Source organism: Nostocoides sp. (genome assembly GCF_037045025.1).
GTDB lineage: Bacteria > Actinomycetota > Actinomycetes > Actinomycetales > Dermatophilaceae > Nostocoides_A.
On sequence record NZ_JBAOHM010000013.1, the window covers coordinates 572,200 to 589,695 of the forward strand.

A 17,496-nucleotide genomic window follows, 5' to 3' on the forward strand; every position below is an offset into this window, starting at 1 on the left:
TGCAGTAGTCCCCCTTCGTGTCCGATTTGCGGTGGTATGCCGCCTCGGATTCTGACTACTGCACGTTTGAGTGCGCGTTGAGCGCAGGCGGCGAGGGCACCTCGGCGGCTGTGTGGCGGGCAGCCGGGCCGGGCCGGAGCGGGCGCGGCCCCCGCCGAGCGGCACTTTCGGTCCGCCGGTCTGCTGGCTCCCGACGAGCCGGCAGGTGCCTACCTGGCCACGGACGTTGGCCGGCGACCGGCGCCGTGACGGCATCGCCGTCCTTCCCCTCGGACTGCTGGCTCCGTGGGTCCTCCGTGCCTGGTCTTCACCCGCTGCTGGGTAGAGGATTCGACTCGGACCGAGCCTCGCTGAGGTACGGGGCATCGAGCACTCCCCATCGGGGGTGACCAGAGGCAGGAGGAATGACGTGACGGGATCGGCGCGCGGCGGGCCGGCGCTGGGAGAGTTCCTGACAGCGCTTCACGACCGGTTGCGTCCGCTGTCGCGGGAGGATCTCGTGGCCGTGCTCGGCAAGCACGCTGAGCGGCTGCCGGCGCGGGAACGCCAAGCATTCCTCGACATCTTCCGCGACCCGACCCTTGCGCCCCCGGACCCGCGGAAGAGCGTCGGCGTCGAAGCTGGAGGCTCGGATCAAGTCGTTCGCGGCCCGGGTCGCCGCAGGTGAGTATGCCGAGGATGAGGGGTACCGCTGGGACGGCTATGGGTGGGAAGAGGAGGAGACCGCGTGGGCTCCGGACGCCGACGCGTTGTTCGCCGAGGTCGGGGAGGTCTTCGTTGGCGGTGACCTCGCCGCGGCACGGGCGGCATACGAGCGTCTGCTGGCGCTCTTCGGACTGGCGGGCGACGACGGCTGGTCGCTGGAACTGTGGCAGCTGGAGTCCACAGACGTGCCCGAGACGCTGGCCAGGTACGTGCGCTGTGTCTTCGAGACGACGCCGACGGCCCAGCGGGTCCAGGCCGTCTACCAGGTCTTTCGTGACCTTGCCGGAGTGCGGGCCTTGAGCCTGGCGGAGGTGTCCACCACGCGGGTTGACCCGCTGCCCGACCTGGGCGCCTTCGTGCCCGGGTGGATCGACGCGTTGGTGGCCGAGAACGACGTGCTGTTGTTGCGTGATCGGGTCCGGCTCCTCGTCGAGGCCGCCAACCTGCGCGGCGGGGTGGACGCGCTGGCCGATGTTGCCGGGCGCCCTGGCCCCCACCAAGGCGGTGTCGGCCTGGCCTGGATCGATTCCTTGACCGAGCGGGGCCGCCTCGTCGAGGCGCGGGCAGCGGCCGAGCTGACTCTGGACCTGCCCGGGGCCGACGGGGCCCACCGGGCTAGGGCCGGCGACCGGCTCGCCGACCTGCACGCCCGCGCGGGTGACACCGGGGAAGCGGTGGCGGCCCGGCGCCGCGCCTGGAGTCTCCAACCGACGCGCGCCCGACTGCTCGCCCTGGCCGGCACGAGCGGGGACGCGGGGGTACTGCTCGAGACCCTTGCTGCGGAGGCCGACGCGCTGGTTCCCGCTGGTCGGGCTGGCAGGGACCGGCTCGGCTGCGAGCTGCTCCTGCTGGCTGGTCGCCTCGACGAGGCGGTCGCCGCGCTGACCGGGTCACCCCCCCTCGGCTGGCACCGCGCCGATCACCCTGGCCAGGTGGTTTTGCCGTTCCTGTGGGCCGCGGCCATGGGCACGGCGCCGCCCGCAGGCTCTGGTCACCTCGGCCGGCTATACGCGGAGATCGACGTTGATCCGGATGCTCTGCCCCAGTTCGAGGGATGGTCCGGCTGGGATGGTATGCCGGGTGTGACGCCGGACCCGGGCCGGTTGCCGTCGACCGGCCCGTCGGCTGGCCCGTCGGCGACCGGTCCGCTGCTGACCGGTCTGCTCGCTGACGCCATCGGCCGGCTCTCGCCCGACCCCGGCACCCGCGAGCAGTGGCTGGTCATCGCCGGCGGGGTGGCCGACGCACGGATCGACGCGATCGTCTCCGGCAAGCACCGGGGCGCCTACGCCCGCGCGGCATCTCTGGCGTATGCCCATGCCGAGGCACTCGCCGGGGTTGGCCGAACGGCGCATGCGCGTGACTATCTTGCCGCCGTGCGGGCCCGGTTCCCCCGGCATACCGCTTTCCGCGGTGAGTTCGACGCTGCCGCGACCACCTCGACCCTGCGCGGCAAGGGCAGGTGAGCCCCCGCACGGCGGGATGCGGAACGGCGGCCGTGCCACTTGCCCAACGAGTCTTGCCGATGACCCGGACTTTGCGTTCGTTCGACACCTGACGTACAGTTTTCCGTACAGGAGGTCCCTATGAAGACGATGAGCTACACCGAGTCCCGTGCTCGCTATGCCGAGGTGCTTGACGGTGTTGCCAACGACCGGGAGGAAGTCATCATCACCCGGGCCGGGCACGAGCCGGTGGTCATCGTCTCTCTCGAAGACTACGAGTCACTGCGCGAGACGGCATACCTGATGCGTTCGCCGGCCAACGCGCGTCGGCTGTTGGATGCCATGGAGCGACTGGAGGCCGGTCGCGGCGAGCCGCACGACATGATCGACGCCGACTGACGTGCTCCTCGTCTGGGACGAGAACGCCTGGCAGGACTACCTGTGGTGGCAGACCCAGGACCGCAGAGTCCTCAAACGGATCAACCTGCTGCTGACCGACATCCAGCGCAACGGCAACGAGGGAATCGGTAAGCCGGAGGCGCTCAAGCACGACTTCGCCGGCTACTGGTCCCGGCGCATCACGGATGAGCACCGCCTCGTGTACAAGCTGGTGGACGATGAGATCCGGATCGCCGCCTGCCGGTACCACTACGGCTAGAACCGCCAGGCGACGCCACAAGCCAAGGGCACTGTCCGTGGCAGATGGGCGTTCGGTCACAGCCACGTCGATGTGGGCTCCGTCCTCCCTTCTTTGCTGGATGCCCCGTTGAGACTGTGGGCAAAGCCGGGATCGGCGGAGATGCGGGGGGCGGCTCATCCCCTACCTAGGGGGTGATCAGCAGGTCGATGGCGCGACGCTGCGCTTCCAGGACGCTGGCGCACCTGCAACCGACGGTCACCAGGTCGCCGGCCGGGAGTGGGCGTCGGACCAGCCCGTAACCGCGTTGGCCGTCGCCCTTGGCTGAGCGGACGGGGGCACGCACAGTCGGGCCATGCGCGTGCAGGTGCTGGGTCCCTCCACGTGGCAGGCAGGGTGGACGTGCAGCAGCGCGATCGGTCAGTGCTTGCGGCACTGGTCGTGCGCTTGCCGTTGACGACCGGCGGGTCGGCGGAGGCACTGTGGGGCGATGAGCCGCCGGCGTCGTACCGCAAGGTGATTCAGGCACCCAACTCCCCTGGTGGGGGCGATCCTCTGAAGGAGGGCGAAGGAGAGCGGTCGGGGCCGGCGCGAGCCCCGTCCCCAGCGGTGTTCGAGATCCGGGCCCCCGCCGGCGGAGCCGATGCGGCCCGACCGGCCGGCAACGCGCCGTGGTCGTGCGCGGCACTCGGGCCGAGGCCGTCCTGGCGGCGTGACCGCCGCGGTTCGCGAGGCTGCCGCGGGCTCACTGACCTGAGACGCATCCATTCGACTGCGAACTCCATGATTCACGTACTGCGAACTGTCTGATTCAGGCCCTGCTCGTTGTATGGGTGCAGCATGGAAGGCACACCGATCGGCCCCCAAGCCGGCACCCTGCTCGGTCATCTCCTCGAGTCCCTCGCCACCGTGTGCGTGCGCGTTCCTGCGCAAGCAGCCGACACCACAAACTCTGAGCAAGAGGCCGCTTGGCCATCGCGGCCGAGCAGTCGGCGCGACGGAGCGCCCGGCCGCCAGGGAAAAGGTCTCGTTCACGCTGGACCCGCTGACCGGGGCCTCGGCCACCGCCAGCAAGGCGGCCGGCCGGACGGTACTCGGTCGCGCCCCGGGAAACATGTCGTTCCCAGAGGGCGCCCGACGGTCAGCGGAAGGCCGGAATCCCGGTGAGCGCCTGTCCCACGACGAGCGTGTGCATCTCGACCGTGCCCTCGTAGGTCAGCACGGACTCGAGGTTGTTCATGTGCCGGATCACCGGGAACTCCAGCGAGATCCCATTGCCGCCGAGAATCGTCCGAGCGGTCCGGCAGATCTCCAATGCCGCTCGCGGGTTGTTGAGCTTGCCCAGGCTGACCTGCTCAGGACGCAGGGTGTGGGTGTCCTTGCGCCGGCCGAGATGCAGGGCCAGCAGCAGACCCTTGGTGTACTCCAGCGACATCTCGGCGAGCTTGGCCTGGGTGAGCTGGAAGGAGGCGATGGGACGGCCGAACTGCTCCCGCTGGAGGGTGTAGCGCACGGCCGACTCCAACGCGGACCGGGCCGCCCCCATCGCCCCCCACACGATGCCGTAGCGCGCCTCGTTGAGACAGGACAGCGGTCCCTTGAGGCCACGGACCTCGGGGAAGACGGCCGACTCGGGCAGCCGCACCTCGTCGAGGACGAGCTCGCTGGTCACCGACGCGCGCAGCGAGAGCTTGTGCTTGATCAGTGGCGCCGAGAAGCCCGGCGCGTCCGTGGGCACGACAAAGCCGCGTATGCCGTCGTCAGTCTGCGCCCAGACGACAGCGACGTCGGCCACCGTGCCATTGGTGATCCACATCTTGCGACCGGTGAGGACCCAGTCCGAGCCGTCCCGCCGAGCGTGCGTCTGCATGCTGCCCGGATCGGACCCGGCGTCCGGCTCGGTCAGCCCGAAGCAACCGATCGCCTCGCCGGCCGCCATCTGGGGCAGCCACTCCCGCTTCTGCTCCTCGGTGCCCCAGCGCCAGATGGCGAACATCGCCAAGGACCCCTGGACGGAGACCAGCGAGCGGATCCCCGAGTCGGAGGCCTCCAGCTCCAGGCACGCGAGGCCATAGGACACCGCGGACATCCCCGCGCAGCCGTAGCCGTCCAGGTGCATCCCGAGCAGGCCAAGGTCCCCCAGCGCCTTGGTCAGCCCGCGGATGTCGTCGATCTCGCCGCGCTCGAACCAGTCGGCGACGAACGGGTCGACGTGCTCCTCGCACAGTGCGCGGACCGAGCTGCGGACGAGCCTCTCGTCGACGGTGAGCAGGTCGTCGATGCCGGCCAGCTCGACACCGGTAGTGACCTGGAGGGACTGCGTGCTCATGAGTGGCTCCTTGACGGGCTGGGGGGCATCGGAAGGGCGGCGTGTCCGGCGAGCCAGTCCCGTACGAGGGCGTCGTGCTCGCCGAGGTCGGGGGGCGGCATACTCCGGTCGGGGGTGTGCTCGGAAAGCCGGATCGGGTTGCGGACCTGAGCGGCGCGGCCCGGCCCAACCTCGTCAGCTCGGCTCTAGGCCGAGCGAGGCGGCCCGGCGGAAGGCTCCGGCGATATCGCTGACCGGGCCGACCGCGATCCCCGCGGCACTAAGAATGTCCTCCCAGTAGCCCGCGGGTCGCTCCACCAGGCGGGACTCGAGGTCCGCGGCGAGGCTCTCGCGGTTGGCGACCCGGTCGGCGTTGGTCGCGTACTCGGGGCGGGACGCCAGCGCGGGCAGCCCTAGGGCGGTGACCAGCCGGCGGAACTGGGCGTCGTTCCCGCAGGCCACCGCCAGGTATCCGTCGGCGCACTGGAGCAGCTCGTAGGGCGCGATCGAGGGATGCTGGTTGCCCATCCGGCCGGGCGAGCGCCCGGTGGTGAGATAGCCCGCGCTCTGGTTGGCCAACGACCCGAGCAGGCTGGAGAGCAGGTCGACCTCGACCCGCTGTCCGCGGCTGGTGCGGTTGCGGGCGGCAAGGGCGGCGAGTATGCCGATGACCGCGTCCTTGCCGGTGAGCACGTCGACGAGGGCGACGCCGACCTTCTGCGGCGGCCCGTCTGCGCGTCCGGTGATGCTCATCAGCCCACCGACGGCCTGGACGACGAAGTCGTAGCCGGGCAGGTGCGCCCCGGCAGCGCTGCCGAAGCCCGTGATCGACACGTAGACCACCCCGGGGTTGGCCTGCGCGACCTGGGCGTACCCCAGGCCGTACCGCTCCATCGTCCCGGTGCGGAAGTTCTCCACGACCACATCGGCACGCCGGGCCAGGTCCTGCGCCAGGGCGAGGTCACCCGCGTCGCGCAGGTCGAGGGTGACGCTGAGCTTGGATCGGTTGACCGACTCGAAATAGGAGCTGGACCGCCCGGTCCAGGGTGGTCCCCAGCTGCCGGGTGTCGTCACCGATGCCGGGGCGCTCCACCTTGACGACCGTGGCCCCGAGGTCCGCGAGGTACATCGTGGCGAACGGTCCGGCGAGGACGCGGCTGAAGTCGGCGACGAGCAGGCCCGCCAAGGGTGCGGTCACGGGGCCCTCTTCTTGCCGGGGCGACCCGGTACGGGGACGAACCGGCCGTCGACCCTGCGGGGGAGCCGCCAGGGGTTGGCGTCCGCGAGCGCGGGTGGCAGCGCTGTCGGCGGGGTGTTCTGGAAGGCCACCGGTCGGGTGAAACGAGCCAGCGCGGCGGCGCCCACCGACGTCGCGGCAGGGACGGTCGTCGACGGCCACGGGCCTCCGTGCTGCTGGGCCCAGGTGGTGGCCACACCGGTCGGCCAGGCGTCGACGGCCACCCGGCCGACGAATCGGGCGAGCGAGGTCACCACGGCGGGAGCATCGGGGTCGTCCGCCCCAGCCGTCATCACGCAGCCGACGAGGGCGCCCTGGAGGCGACCCAGGATGGCGGTGAGCTCGGCGTCATCGGCATACTCCACGACGAGGATGGCCGGGCCGAAGCACTCGGCCAGCAGCGGCGAGCCCGGCACCAGCCGCGCCGCCGGGGCAGTGAGCACGGTGGCGCAGACGCCCCAGCCGGCACCCGGCTCGGCCACCGCCCCGACGAGAGTGGCCCCGGAGAGCTGCAAGGTGCGGACCCCCTCGGCATACGAGCGGGCCATCCCGGCGGTGAGCAGCGGCCCGCGCGGGGACGCCGCCTCGGAGCTCCGCCGCCACGGCCGGGGCGACCCCGGCACCGGTGGGGACGAGGAGCAGCCCCGGTTTGGTGCAGAACTGCCCCATGCCGAGGGTGAACGACTGGACGCTTCCCTTGGCCAGGGTGGCCAGGGCGTCCGGCTGCGCGACGGCGGCGGGCGTGACGACGACGGGGTTGACCGTCCCCATCTCGGCGAAGACCGGGATGACTCGCGGTCGGCTCTGCGCCAGGCTCCACAGGCTCAGCCCTGCGGCTTGGGAACCGGTGAAGGCGACCGCGCTGATCGCGTCGTCGAGCACCAGGGCGCGACCGTTGTCCAGACCGGTCACGGCGCCGAAGGTGCCGGCAGGGGCGCCGAGCTCGGCGAGGGTCGACGCCGCCAGGTCGGCGAGCGCCGCATGGGTGAGCGGGTGCGCCGGGTGGCCCTTGACGATGACCGGGCAGCCGGCCGCCAGCGCTGATCCGGTGTCATTGCCCAAGGTGCCGAAGCCGAACGGGAAGTTGCTCGCCCCGAAGACAGCCACCGGTCCCAGGGGCACGGCGACCCTGCGCAGGTCGGGCGTGTCCGATGTGGCGTGGTCGATCGTGGCGCCGAGCCAGGAGCCCTCGCGGCATACCGCGGCGTAGAAGCGCAGCTGGTTGGCGCACCGGGCCACTTCCGCGGTGAGCCGGGCTGTGCCGAGCCCGGTCTCCCGGTCGGCGGTCGGGACGAGGGTGTCGACGGCGCCGGCGACGGCGTTGGCGAGACCCTCGAGCCAGCCAGCCCGAGCCGCGGGGCTCACCGATCCGACGGCTGTTGTCGCCAAGACCGCGGCCGCCACCGTCTCGGCGAGGTGCTGGGGTGTCGACACCGGCATGGCGGCGACGACCTCGCCGGTGCGGGGGTCCAGAGCCAGATCACTCACCATGGTGATGGCGGTCATCCCAAGGCCTCCACCAGCACACCGAGGGCTTCGGTGAGCAGCTCGTCGCTCATCACCAGAGGGGGCAGCAGCCGCAGGACGTTGCCATATGTGCCCGCCTGCAGGACCAGGACGCCGGCCCGGTGGCAGTATGCCGCGACCGCCGTAGCGAGGTCCGGCGCCGGGGTCTTCGTCCCCGGCACTACCAGCTCCAGCGCGACCATGGCCCCGCGGCCGCGGACCTCTCCGATGATGGGGTTGACCGCGGCGACCGGGTCGAGGGCCGCGCGGATGATGGCCTCGATGTGGCGCGCCCGGGCGACCAGCCCCTCGCTCTCGATCGTCTCGAAGACACCGAGAGCAGCGGCGCAGGCCACCGGGTTGCCGGCGAAGGTGCCGCCGAGCCCGCCCGGCGAGACCGCGTCCATGAGGTCCGCGCGACCGGTGACGGCGCCAAGCGGCAGCCCGCCGGCCAGGCCCTTGGCCGTCGTCATGAGGTCCGGGACCAGGCCCTCGAAGCTCGGAGGCGAAGATCGCTCCAGTCCGGGCGATCCCGGTCTGTACCTCGTCGGCGATGAGGACGATCTCGTGCGCCCGGGCCAGCTCGGCCACGCCCTGCAGGTACCCCGGTGGGGGGACGATCACGCCGCCTTCGCCCTGGATCGGCTCGATGACGATGGCGGCGCAGTGCCGGGCACCGATCTGCTTGACGACGAGGTCCTCCAGCGCCGCCAGGGCCTCGGCCGCGCAGCGCTCGGGGCCGCTGTCCCAGCGGTAGGGATAGGCCAACGGGGCGCGGTAGACCTCGGGGGCGAACGGGCCGAAGCCGTCCTTGTAGGGGGCGTTCTTGGCCGTCATCGTCATGGTCAGAAGGGTGCGTCCGTGATAGGCGTGGCCGAAGGTGACCACCGCTGGGCGACCGGTGGCGGCCCGGGCGATCTTCACCGCGTTCTCGACGGCCTCCGAACCGGTGGAGAACAGGGCCGACTTCTTCGGCTGGTCTCCGGGGGCGAGCCGGTTGAGGGTGTCGCAGACCTCGACATAGCCGTCGTACTCGGTGACGAGGAAGCAGGTGTGCGTCAGCTTGGCGACCTGCTCCTGGACGCGGTGAACGACCGCGGGTGCGCTGGCCCCGACCGTCGTCACGGCGATCCCCGAAGCGAGGTCGATGAGGTGGTTCCCGTCGACGTCCACGAGGATCCCGCCGCCGCCGCGCTCGATGAAGACCGGCAGCACCGTGCCCAGGCCGGCCGAGAGGACGGACGTCCGATGCGCGTGCCGGGCCTGCGAGGCCGGGCCGGGAATGGCGGTGACGAGCTTGCGAACCTGCTCGACAGGAGCCAGGGTCATCGGGGCGGCGCTGGGCGCGGGCGGGGCGGTGATATCGACGTGGAGTGACATGTGGTTCTCCCCTGCAGCTCAGGTGATGGGTCGGGACCGACATGGTCTCGGTGGCCAACAGACCGAGGACCGATGTCGCAACGGTAGGTGAGCCGACTCTGCAGCACCTTGGATGTTCTATCCAGAGATGGGACACTCTGAGATGAAATGACCAGGACCGGTTCGGAGTCGACGCCCACCCTGCGCCATCTGTGCGCCCGGGTTCCCGACGCCTTGGTCCCGCTCGTCCCCCGACCTGCACCGGACCTTCCGCTCACCGCAGTCCACATCAGCGAGCTCACCGACCCGACGCCCTATCTCGACGGTGGCGAGTCTTGCTCACCACCGGCCTCACCCTGCCGCGCCGCGACGACGGATGTCGCCGGTGTGTCGACCGCCTCGTCGACGCGGGTCTGGCCGGCATCGCCTTGGGCCTGGGTCCGGTCCACCACCGCGCGCCGGCGGCACTGGAACGCGCCTGCCGTTCGGCGGGCCTGCCGCTACTCGTCGTCCCGGACGAGGTCCCCTTCCTCGCCGTCACCCGCGGCTTCTGGGAGGCGGTGGGGGAGGAGCACAAACGGCTGCTGTATGCCGCCCTCGACGCCGACCGCCGGATCGTCGCCGCCGCCACGTCGAGCCGATCCGGTGCCGGCGGTCGTCCGCGCGCTGGCCGAGGCGGTGCACGGGTGGGCCGTCCTCGTGGACGTGCACGGCGCCGCCCTTCAGTCGTGGCCGCCCGAGCGCGCCGCGGACGCCGCGAGGTTGGCCCCGGAGATCGACCGGCTGCGCACTGCGGGCGCTCGCTGCGGCGGCCACCTTCCCCCTCGACGACCTCGATGTCGTCGTCCACCCGGTGCTGGCTGATGACGCCGTCGTCGGCTATCTCGCGATCGTCTCCAGCCCCCCACGACGCCCGACCGCACGGCGTGCCGTGCTCGTCGCGCTCGCTCTGCTGGGTTCCGAAGCGGTGCGCCGCCGGCAGGCCCAGTCGGTCGACGCGGTGCGCCGGGCCGCCGTCGCCCATCTCGTCGACGCCAGGCAGCTGCGGGCCGGACGCCTGCTCGCCGGCGCGCTCGGCGTCGAGTTCCCCCCGACGAAGGTCCGGGTGGTCGTCGCCCTCGGCGCGGGACGGCCGGGGGGGACCCGAGGTCCTCGCCGCCCTCGTCGACGCGCTGGCGCGGCAGCGGCCAGAGCACGCCAACCGCTGGGGTCGGGGACACCGAGCCGGAGGCCGCGTGGATCGTCGTCCCGGGTGCCCTGCCGCCACCGGACGGCCCCTCGCTCGCGGCGGACATGGTCGGTTTGGGGGCCGAGTCCAGCCGGCGGTGCCCGGGTGCTCGTCGGTCCGGTGGGCGATATCGCCGACGTGCCCACGGTCCGGGCACACCTGGCCGCTCGACTGGCCGACGCGTCGAGCCCGAGCACACCGGGCTGGCTCCCGGCTGCAGCGGTCGACCCCCCAGGTTGGGCTCGTGCGCTCCTCGAACCGCTGTCGCGCCACCACCGCGCTGACCTCGTCGGGGCGGTTGCGGCATACCTGCGTCACCGGGGGCACTGGGAGGCGGCCTCACGCGAGCTCGACGTGCACCGCAACACCCTCCGAGCCCGGATCGCGCGGGCCGAGGCGCTGTTGGGCGCCTCCCTGGAAGACCCCGATCTCGCATCACGGGTCTGGCTGGCGCTGCGCTCCAGCGGCTTGGCGTGATTCCATGGGCCGAGGCCGGGGCGCACCGACTCGGCCCGACAGTTCGAGCAGAGGCGACGAGCGGGACACGACGGGAGGCCCCGTGTCGATCACCGTGTCCCGACTGTGCGCCGACCCGACCCTCGGTCTGACCGTCGTCGCGGGGGCGGCGGGAGCTCACCGCGTGATCAGCTGGGCGCGCACCAGCGAGGAGCTTGCCGACCCCACCCCCTGGTTGGAGGGTGGCGAGCTGCTCATGACCCTGGCGCTCAACCTCGACCTCACTGCGGCGTCGCAGTACGCCTACGTCGAACGCCTCGCGGGGGCAGGAGTCGCAGCGTTGGCGGTCGACACCGGGATGATCCATCCCGTCGTCCCCGCAGGTCTGCTCAGTGCCGGTGACACCTTCGGCCTCCCGGTGCTCGCCCGTCCCGGCCGCCACACCCTTCCTGGCCATCTCGCGTGCCGTGATCTCTGCGGTCACGGCGGCCCAGATTCGCGCGTTCCAGCAGACCTCCAAGGACCAGGAACGGCTGGCCAGCGCGGCCTTGCTCACCGGCAAGTCCGGTGTCGTCGAGACCCTCGCGAAGGTCCTCGGCGGCAGCGTCCTGCTCCTCGATGCCAAGGGGCGGACACTGGTGTCGGCCAGCCCCGGACCGGGTGCAGCTCGCGACCCGGGTCACCAACCGGCTCCAGGCGTATGCCGCCCGCCAGGCCGGCAGCGCGCGCCAGGCCGGTTTCACCCATGTCGACGACGATGGCCACCTCGTCGTCCATGCCCTGCGACGCGCCGGCCACCTCCCGGGGCTACCTCGCCCTGGGAACGGCCGACGCGCTGACCAGCAGCGAACGGCTGCTCATCGGCCACGCGATCACCTTGTTGTCGATCGTCCTGGACCGGCCGACCCAGCTGCGCCGGACCGAGACGCGGCTGCGTCGGGCCGTCTTCCGGTCGCTGCTGCGGCAGGGCGCGGACACCGATCTCGCTCTGGTGAAGTTCTTCGGCTTCACCCGGACCGCGCCGGTCGCCGTGAGCGTCATCGTCGAGACCGGCTCCCCGCGGTTCAGCGAGACGCTCGTCGTCGACGGCCTCGACGAGCACCAGCTGCCCTTCCTCACCAGCGCGCTCGCCGACGGCATCGCCATCCTGCTCCCGGCGGACGTCATCGACGAGCGGACCGCGGAGCTGCAGAGCTCTTCTACCGGGCCCTGGGCCGCCGGGTCAGCGCCGGGGTGGGCAAACCGGTCGACCTGACCCGCGCGGTCGAGAGCCTGCGCCAGGCTCGGGCCGCCGCCCGGGTGGGCATGACCGAGCCGGGCCGCAAGGTGGATTCGCCAGCTCGACGTCTTCGAGCTGCCTGCTGGGGACCCAGCCGCGGGACACCCTCGAGGCGATTGCCTCGGCGGTCCTGCATCCCCTGGAGACCCTCGGCGGCGCCGAGCTGCTCCGCACGACGGCGGAGTTCCTCCTGCGCAACGGCCACTGGGAGAGCACTGCGGCCGCCCTCGGGGTCCACCGGCATACCCTGCGCAACCGGATCGACCGGATCTCCACTCTGTTAGAGCGGGACCTCCAGCTCCGCCCCAGCCCGGGCCAAGGTGTGGATGGCCCTCAAGGCGCGGCGAGCTGCTCTCGATGAGCGGCCAGGACTCCTCCGAGTGGTTCGGCCTGGACGAGGGCGATCTCGGCGCGAGACGGGCGAGGTGGAGCCAGCCCGGCCCCGAGACGGGCGCCCGCGGCTCGGAGCGGTTGGGCCGGCTCGAAGGCTCCGACCGGCCGATCCGCTCCCGGTCTGGGCAGGTCAGAGCGCTGAGGCTCCGAGGGATCGTCGGAGGAACCGGAGGGGCCACCGCAACCGACGACGTGGCGTGCTGCAGAGCGCAGGCCCGCGATGATGCTCCGGCACCGGTCGGTGAGGGCCTTAGGGTCGTCAGGTCTGCATCCGCCGCCTTGGTCACGACGATGCCCCAGGTCAGCCCCCTTGAAGAGGTAGTCGCCGGCGCCGTAGTCCCGCATGAAGGGAGGAGCCCGTTCTGGTCCTGGAGGCCGTGCCAGTCCGAGGACAGCCGACGGTGCTGGAGCCAACCGCCCGGGCAGCACGCGCCCACGTCCCGGTCCGCGGGGGCAGCGGCGATGAGCCCGACCTGGTGGGCTCGTGGCTGCTTCATGATGAGCTGGCTCCGCATGTCGATGGCCGCCGCCAGGCTCGCTCCCGCGCTCGTTGATCTCGTCGACGTCCGGCAGCCCCATAGTCGACGTCCATGTGCTCGGAGCAGATGGAAGAGGAAGAGCAGCAGGCAGAGTGGGCGTACGCGCCGGCGGTGACATTGGTGATCGGGGAGGCAGCGGAGATGCCGGGGGTTGAGCTGGCCGAGGTAGAACCTCGTCGGTGTCGAGGTCGATGAGGACGTCGACCTCGAAGAAGCCCTGGTAGCCCTCCTGGGCCAACCGGTCCCCAAGACGGCGGCCCAGGGTCGTCGCGGCCGCCCGCTGCTTGGTCGTCATGGCGTCGGGGAACATGTCGTTGCCGCACCAGCCGCCCTTGTATGGCGTCAGCTCGGTGTAGCCGGTGAGGTCGACCATGAAGGGGCCCACGATGGTCCCGTGTCGGGTGATGACCGCCTCGACCGCGAGGGCGGTGTTGCGGATCCGTTTCATGATCTTGCTCTCGCGGTTGGCGAGGTTGATCGCGTGCTTGGTCCAGTCCGACTCGTCGGCCACGAGGAAGGCGGTCTTTGCCCGAGTCGCCATAGGGCAGCTGGATGACCGCCGGGTCGGTGCCGAGCCCGGCCCGGCTTCGGACATCGAGACCAGCGTGGCGTAGTCGGTCGGCGTGCCGAGGATGCTCGGGACGCTGGGTGCCCCGGCCTGGTTGCCCAGGCGCGTGGTCTCCAGGAGCTTGGAGTCCAGCCGGGCACGGGAGCGCAGCGCCCGTATGGCGGCAGGGTCGGCCCGGTAGCCCAGGTCACGACAGATGGCCTCGGTCTCTTCGTCAGAAGAAGAACCGCCATGACGCGAGGAGTGCCTGGGCGTGCGGCGATCCGGGCCCTCGATCTCGTCATTGCACCGAAGCCGGTTTCGGTCACCTCCTCCGCGCTGGTGAAGGTCTCGGTGCCCTTCCGGAACGGGGGACATGGCCCGCGGGTGACATCCCGTCCCACGGGTCGTAGTAGGACACATAGGTGAAGCTGCAAACCCACCGGTCCAGCCCGAGCAGGTTGAAGGCGGTCGGACCGAAGAAGTAGATCGGGTCCTCATTCGTCCGGAAGAAGGTCCGGGATTCTCGGAGATATTGCGCAGTCCGTGGGTAGGCTTCACCGGGAGCTTCCTGGTGGTGGGTGACGGGGTGCTGGTGGGTGTAGCGGTCCAGGGCGGCTGAGATCGACTCGAAGGCCCCGAGGGTGTCGTAGAACAAGGCGCCGTTCTGCGCCGTCGGCCAGGTCGAGAGCTTGACGCCGACGACCCCCGACTGCTGGTTGACGTAGACCATCTGGCCGTGGATGCCCAGGGCGAGGAAGACGCTCCGGTCGGGGAAGGGCACCCAGACCTGGTTGCGGTAGTGGCCACCCGGCATACCGGTCGGGCTGTTGGTGGCCGCGAAGGCGTCCCGTGAGTCCTCGGCCGCCACCAGCGTGTCGACGACGAACCACGGCGGGGCGACCTGCGCGCCCGAGCGGGCGATCCCGTTGCGCGCGAGCATGTCGGCCAACCGGCCCACGTCCCTTAGGGTCGCGCTCAGCCCACCGTCGCCGACGGCGACGCCGGTCGGGTCGACGGTGATGTGAGCCGGGAACTCGGCCCCGATCTGCGCCCAGACCCACTCGTGGATGAGGGTGGCCAGGTCCTGGCCCGAGGCCACCTCGCAGATCCACGAGAGGACGTTGGTCTCGCTCGATCGGTACCGGAACCGGCCGCCGTGCTCCTCGTCGCGGGGCAGCTGGGCGAGGAACTCCCGCAGCGACCCAGGGACGTCCTCTCGCGGGGACCGCCAGCCACAGGCGTGCTCCATGAGATAGACGTCCGCGTCTGGGTCGTGGTACGTCTCGTTGAAGCGGACGCCGGTGCGCATGTCGAGGACGTCGCGCACCGTCGCTCCCGCGAAGCCCGACCCGGCGAGGGCCGGGATGATCGCCTCGACGCGGTCGTCCAGGGCCAGGACGCCGTCCTCGACCAGGGCGCACGCGATGACCCCCACGACGGTCTTGGTCACCGACATGAGCAGGTGCCTGGTCGAGGGCGCCATCGACTGGGGCGTACCACTCGGCGGCGATGCGCCCGTGGTGCATGACCAGGAAGCCGTCGGTGTGGCTCTCGGCGAGGAGCTGCTCGACGCTGGTGTGATCGACGATGCGGGCCGTGACGTCATAGCGCGGCGTGATGACGTCGAGGACCGGGATCGGAGCCACCTCCAGGGTGACCGGTGCCGCGGACGCGGCGATCGGCGCCGTCGCCAGCACCTCATCGAGGTGCAGGGAAGCTTCCAGCGCAGCCCGGGGGGCTCGGCCCAGTTGTCTCTGGGTGACGGACCAGGGCGCCGACTGGTCCGTCCCCGCGTCGAGCACGTTCATAGATCAGGCGCCCCCGCCGCTGCGGGTCTCGACCGGATCGACCAGGTGTGGGTGCGCCAGGTCCGGCAGGCCGGGGCGACCCACGACGCTGTAGACCGGGATACACAGGCTCTCGCGGGCCTGGGCAACGACGTCGTTGGGCACGAGCATCTGGGAGTCCTCGGAGTTGCGCACCACGAGGATCGAGTCCGGTCGGGAAGGTGCCGACGCCCTCCTCGAGGGCGATGGCCGGGGAGAAGTCCCCGAGACTGCCCTCGGTCGGGACACCGGCCTGGCGCAGAGTGCGGACCATCTCGTCGAGTCGTGCCTGGGCCACCTCGATCGTGGCGGCCCGGATCGATGCGGCTCGGGCGAACTCCGCAGTCCCCGTGTCGATCGGGTTCTTGGGCACGACGACATAGGCCTCGACGTAGCGCTCCGGCTGAGCAGGTGCACCTGCGCGAGCAAGGCGGCCGGCTCCAGCTCGTCGTTGGCGAGGACGAGCAGCCGATGGGCCGCGACGGGCGTCGGCTCGCCGTCGACCTCCACGGCGTCGACGACCTTTTCGCGGTAGCCCTTGATGAGCCGGAAGACGACGAGCAGGAAGGCCCACGAGGCAAGGCCCAAGGATGATCTGCGAGCTGGCGTCCTCGCGGACCGAGCCATGTGAGCATGAGGACGGCGAGCATCGCGACGATCGGCGACGATGGTAAGGCAGGGGAACAGCCCACATCTTCGGACCGGCAGACTCCGACCTGCCGCGTCGGTCCGGCGCCGCAGGACGAACTGGAGCACCGCGATGAGCATGTAGACGAAGAGGATGACCGCGCCCGAGGAGTTGAGCAGGAACGAGGAAGACCGTCCGTCGGCGAGATGTAGGCCGCGATGACGCAGAGGAAGCCGACCACCGTCGAGGCGAGGATCGCGTATGCGCGGCACGCCCTTGTCGGTTGACGCGCGAGCAGCTGGCGCGGAGCCTCGCGGCGGCCGGCGAGCACGAAGAGCATCCGGCGACGCGGTGTAGAGCCCGGAGTTGAGGCAGGACAGCACCGCGGTGAGCACGACCGCGTTCATGATGTGGTCGGCATACGGGATGCCCATGATCTTGAAGGCGCTCACGTACGGGCGACTTGCCCAGCTCGTTGGAGTTCCACGGCAGGATGACGTGCAGAGCAGGAAGACCGAGCCGACGAAGAAGAGTCGAGATGCGCCAGACGACCGAGTTGGTCGGCCTTGGTGACGCCGCGCTCGGGGTCGTCGGACTCGGCGCCGGCGATCGTCGCGATCTCGGCGCCGACCATCGAGAAGATGACGACGACGATGCCGGAGAAGAGGATCGCCGGGCCCGTTGGGGAAGAAGCCGCCGTGCGTCGGTGAGATTGCTGAAGTCCAGTCGACCGCCGGCCACAGACGCCGAAGACGAAGCAGGGAGCCGATGCATGAGGAAGACGATGATCGTCGGCGACCTTGATGCCGGCGAACCAGTACTCGAACTCACCGAAGCGACTGCACCGAGAACAGGTTCGTCGCCGTCATCAGCACCATGAGGATGAGCGACAGGATCCACAGGGGACGCATCGGCATCCAGTACGGTGATGATCTTGGCCCCGGCGACCGCCTCGAAACCGACGACGATGACCCAGAAGTACCAGTACAGCCAGGCCACCGAGAAGCCCGCCCACGTGGCCCATGGCGTCGCGGGCGTAGTCGGCGAAGGAGCCGGTGCTCGGGTTGGCGACCGCCATCTCGCCGAGCATCCGCATCACCATGATGATGAGCACGCCGGCTAGGCGCGTAGGTGAGGAACGCGCCGGGCCCGGTCTTCGTTGATCACCACGCCGGAGCCGACGAACAGACCGGCTCCGATGACACCACCGATCGCGATCATCGTCAGGTGTCGCTGTTTCAGCCCCTGATGCAGTCCTGTGGTTGCCATGGGTCCTCCGGGAGAGTTGGTCCCACGCCATGAGTGGGATATCCGGAGTATCTGGACCCGAGAACCCGGAGGAATATGGACGAGCTGTCCACCTGCGGGGGTGGGAATCGCCAGAACGTCCACTTGACGGG

At 70.8% G+C, this 17,496-nt stretch carries 17 protein-coding genes and 4 pseudogenes; 9 read left to right on the forward strand and 12 right to left on the reverse strand.

What is annotated here, in order from left to right; genetic code table 11:
- Positions 1-581: 581 nt before the first annotated feature.
- The 3 genes from V9G19_RS18540 to V9G19_RS18550 all read left to right on the forward strand — a co-directional run bounded on the left by V9G19_RS18540 (position 582) and on the right by V9G19_RS18550 (position 2,808).
- A complete protein-coding gene (locus V9G19_RS18540; protein WP_462286885.1) occupies positions 582-2,171 on the forward strand; it encodes a hypothetical protein in 1,590 nt (529 codons plus the stop codon).
- A 120-nt stretch (positions 2,172-2,291) separates the two neighbouring features.
- Positions 2,292-2,549: a type II toxin-antitoxin system Phd/YefM family antitoxin gene (locus V9G19_RS18545; RefSeq protein WP_462286886.1), complete on the forward strand. Its 258-nt coding sequence runs from the start codon at positions 2,292-2,294 to the stop codon at positions 2,547-2,549.
- Between the two features lies 1 nt (position 2,550).
- The gene (locus V9G19_RS18550) at positions 2,551-2,808 is read left to right on the forward strand and encodes a Txe/YoeB family addiction module toxin (RefSeq protein WP_462286887.1); all 258 of its coding nucleotides are present in this window, start codon (positions 2,551-2,553) and stop codon (positions 2,806-2,808) included.
- Positions 2,809-3,928: 1,120 nt separating this feature from the next.
- Here V9G19_RS18550 and V9G19_RS18555 read toward each other — a convergent pair.
- The 6 genes and pseudogenes from V9G19_RS18555 to gabT form a co-directional block, all read right to left on the reverse strand.
- Positions 3,929-5,116, reverse strand: a complete 1,188-nt coding sequence (locus V9G19_RS18555; RefSeq protein WP_462286888.1) for an acyl-CoA dehydrogenase family protein — start codon at positions 5,114-5,116, stop codon at positions 3,929-3,931.
- Between the two features lie 174 nt (positions 5,117-5,290).
- Positions 5,291-6,169, reverse strand: coding sequence for a CaiB/BaiF CoA transferase family protein (locus tag V9G19_RS18560; RefSeq protein WP_462286889.1), 879 nt, complete (start codon positions 6,167-6,169; stop codon positions 5,291-5,293).
- Positions 6,170-6,173: 4 nt separating this feature from the next.
- Positions 6,174-6,224: pseudogene (locus tag V9G19_RS18565) on the reverse strand (hypothetical protein); the annotation flags it as partial.
- Between the two features lie 65 nt (positions 6,225-6,289).
- On the reverse strand, positions 6,290-6,748 hold the full coding sequence (locus V9G19_RS18570; protein ID WP_462286890.1) for a hypothetical protein: 459 nt from the start codon (positions 6,746-6,748) through the stop codon (positions 6,290-6,292).
- Positions 6,681-7,838: an aldehyde dehydrogenase family protein gene (locus V9G19_RS18575; protein ID WP_462286891.1), complete on the reverse strand. Its 1,158-nt coding sequence runs from the start codon at positions 7,836-7,838 to the stop codon at positions 6,681-6,683. The genes V9G19_RS18570 and V9G19_RS18575 overlap by 68 nt, the downstream gene beginning before the upstream one ends.
- Positions 7,835-9,167 (reverse strand): annotated as a pseudogene (gene gabT / locus V9G19_RS18580) (4-aminobutyrate--2-oxoglutarate transaminase). The gene V9G19_RS18575 and the pseudogene gabT overlap by 4 nt, the downstream one beginning before the upstream one ends.
- Positions 9,168-9,409: 242 nt before the next feature.
- Here gabT and V9G19_RS18585 point away from each other — a divergent pair.
- From V9G19_RS18585 to V9G19_RS18610, 6 genes and pseudogenes are all read left to right on the forward strand, one after another.
- Positions 9,410-9,745, forward strand: a pseudogene (locus V9G19_RS18585) (PucR family transcriptional regulator ligand-binding domain-containing protein); the annotation flags it as partial.
- 40 nt (positions 9,746-9,785) lie between these two features.
- On the forward strand, positions 9,786-10,061 hold the full coding sequence (locus tag V9G19_RS18590; protein WP_462286892.1) for a hypothetical protein: 276 nt from the start codon (positions 9,786-9,788) through the stop codon (positions 10,059-10,061).
- Positions 10,051-10,902, forward strand: a complete 852-nt coding sequence (locus tag V9G19_RS18595; RefSeq protein WP_462286893.1) for a helix-turn-helix domain-containing protein — start codon at positions 10,051-10,053, stop codon at positions 10,900-10,902. Before V9G19_RS18590 ends, V9G19_RS18595 begins: the two co-directional genes overlap by 11 nt.
- A gap of 118 nt (positions 10,903-11,020) precedes the next feature.
- Positions 11,021-11,305: pseudogene (locus tag V9G19_RS18600) on the forward strand (PucR family transcriptional regulator ligand-binding domain-containing protein); the annotation flags it as partial.
- A 321-nt stretch (positions 11,306-11,626) separates the two neighbouring features.
- Positions 11,627-12,136 (forward strand): hypothetical protein, encoded by a 510-nt coding sequence (locus V9G19_RS18605; RefSeq protein WP_462286926.1) that lies wholly within the window; start codon positions 11,627-11,629, stop codon positions 12,134-12,136.
- A gap of 187 nt (positions 12,137-12,323) precedes the next feature.
- Complete coding sequence (locus tag V9G19_RS18610; RefSeq protein ID WP_462286921.1) at positions 12,324-12,521, forward strand: helix-turn-helix domain-containing protein; 198 nt, start codon at positions 12,324-12,326, stop codon at positions 12,519-12,521.
- On the opposite strand, the gene V9G19_RS18615 is transcribed toward V9G19_RS18610, so the two are convergent.
- The 6 genes from V9G19_RS18615 to V9G19_RS18640 all read right to left on the reverse strand — a co-directional run bounded on the left by V9G19_RS18615 (position 12,494) and on the right by V9G19_RS18640 (position 17,365).
- Entirely contained in the window at positions 12,494-14,017 is a 1,524-nt protein-coding gene (locus V9G19_RS18615; protein ID WP_462286894.1) for a hypothetical protein, read from the reverse strand. The genes V9G19_RS18610 and V9G19_RS18615 overlap by 28 nt on opposite strands.
- Positions 13,965-15,344: a serine hydrolase domain-containing protein gene (locus V9G19_RS18620; protein ID WP_462286895.1), complete on the reverse strand. Its 1,380-nt coding sequence runs from the start codon at positions 15,342-15,344 to the stop codon at positions 13,965-13,967. Before V9G19_RS18620 ends, V9G19_RS18615 begins: the two co-directional genes overlap by 53 nt.
- Before the next feature lie 109 nt (positions 15,345-15,453).
- Complete coding sequence (locus tag V9G19_RS18625) at positions 15,454-16,605, reverse strand: hypothetical protein (protein WP_462286922.1); 1,152 nt, start codon at positions 16,603-16,605, stop codon at positions 15,454-15,456.
- Positions 16,545-16,901 carry a hypothetical protein gene (locus V9G19_RS18630; RefSeq protein ID WP_462286923.1) on the reverse strand — a complete coding sequence of 119 codons (357 nt, stop codon included), beginning with the start codon at positions 16,899-16,901 and terminating at the stop codon, positions 16,545-16,547. Before V9G19_RS18630 ends, V9G19_RS18625 begins: the two co-directional genes overlap by 61 nt.
- Positions 16,902-16,964: 63 nt before the next feature.
- Positions 16,965-17,198 carry a hypothetical protein gene (locus V9G19_RS18635; protein WP_462286924.1) on the reverse strand — a complete coding sequence of 78 codons (234 nt, stop codon included), beginning with the start codon at positions 17,196-17,198 and terminating at the stop codon, positions 16,965-16,967.
- A gap of 17 nt (positions 17,199-17,215) precedes the next feature.
- Positions 17,216-17,365 (reverse strand): hypothetical protein, encoded by a 150-nt coding sequence (locus V9G19_RS18640; protein WP_462286896.1) that lies wholly within the window; start codon positions 17,363-17,365, stop codon positions 17,216-17,218.
- Positions 17,366-17,496 lie beyond the last annotated feature (131 nt).

Coding starts and splice junctions, on each gene's coding strand:
- V9G19_RS18640 (WP_462286896.1), bottom strand. CDS start 17,365: ATGGCAACCACAGGACTGCATCAGGGGCTGAAACAGCGACACCTGACG.
- V9G19_RS18635 (WP_462286924.1), bottom strand. CDS start 17,198: ATGGTGATGCGGATGCTCGGCGAGATGGCGGTCGCCAACCCGAGCACC.
- V9G19_RS18590 (WP_462286892.1), top strand. CDS start 9,786: ATGCCGCCCTCGACGCCGACCGCCGGATCGTCGCCGCCGCCACGTCGA.
- V9G19_RS18605 (WP_462286926.1), top strand. CDS start 11,627: ATGTCGACGACGATGGCCACCTCGTCGTCCATGCCCTGCGACGCGCCG.
- V9G19_RS18545 (WP_462286886.1), top strand. CDS start 2,292: ATGAAGACGATGAGCTACACCGAGTCCCGTGCTCGCTATGCCGAGGTG.
- V9G19_RS18615 (WP_462286894.1), bottom strand. CDS start 14,017: ATGTCCCCCGTTCCGGAAGGGCACCGAGACCTTCACCAGCGCGGAGGA.
- V9G19_RS18620 (WP_462286895.1), bottom strand. CDS start 15,344: ATGAGGTGCTGGCGACGGCGCCGATCGCCGCGTCCGCGGCACCGGTCA.
- V9G19_RS18575 (WP_462286891.1), bottom strand. CDS start 7,838: ATGACCGCCATCACCATGGTGAGTGATCTGGCTCTGGACCCCCGCACC.
- V9G19_RS18555 (WP_462286888.1), bottom strand. CDS start 5,116: ATGAGCACGCAGTCCCTCCAGGTCACTACCGGTGTCGAGCTGGCCGGC.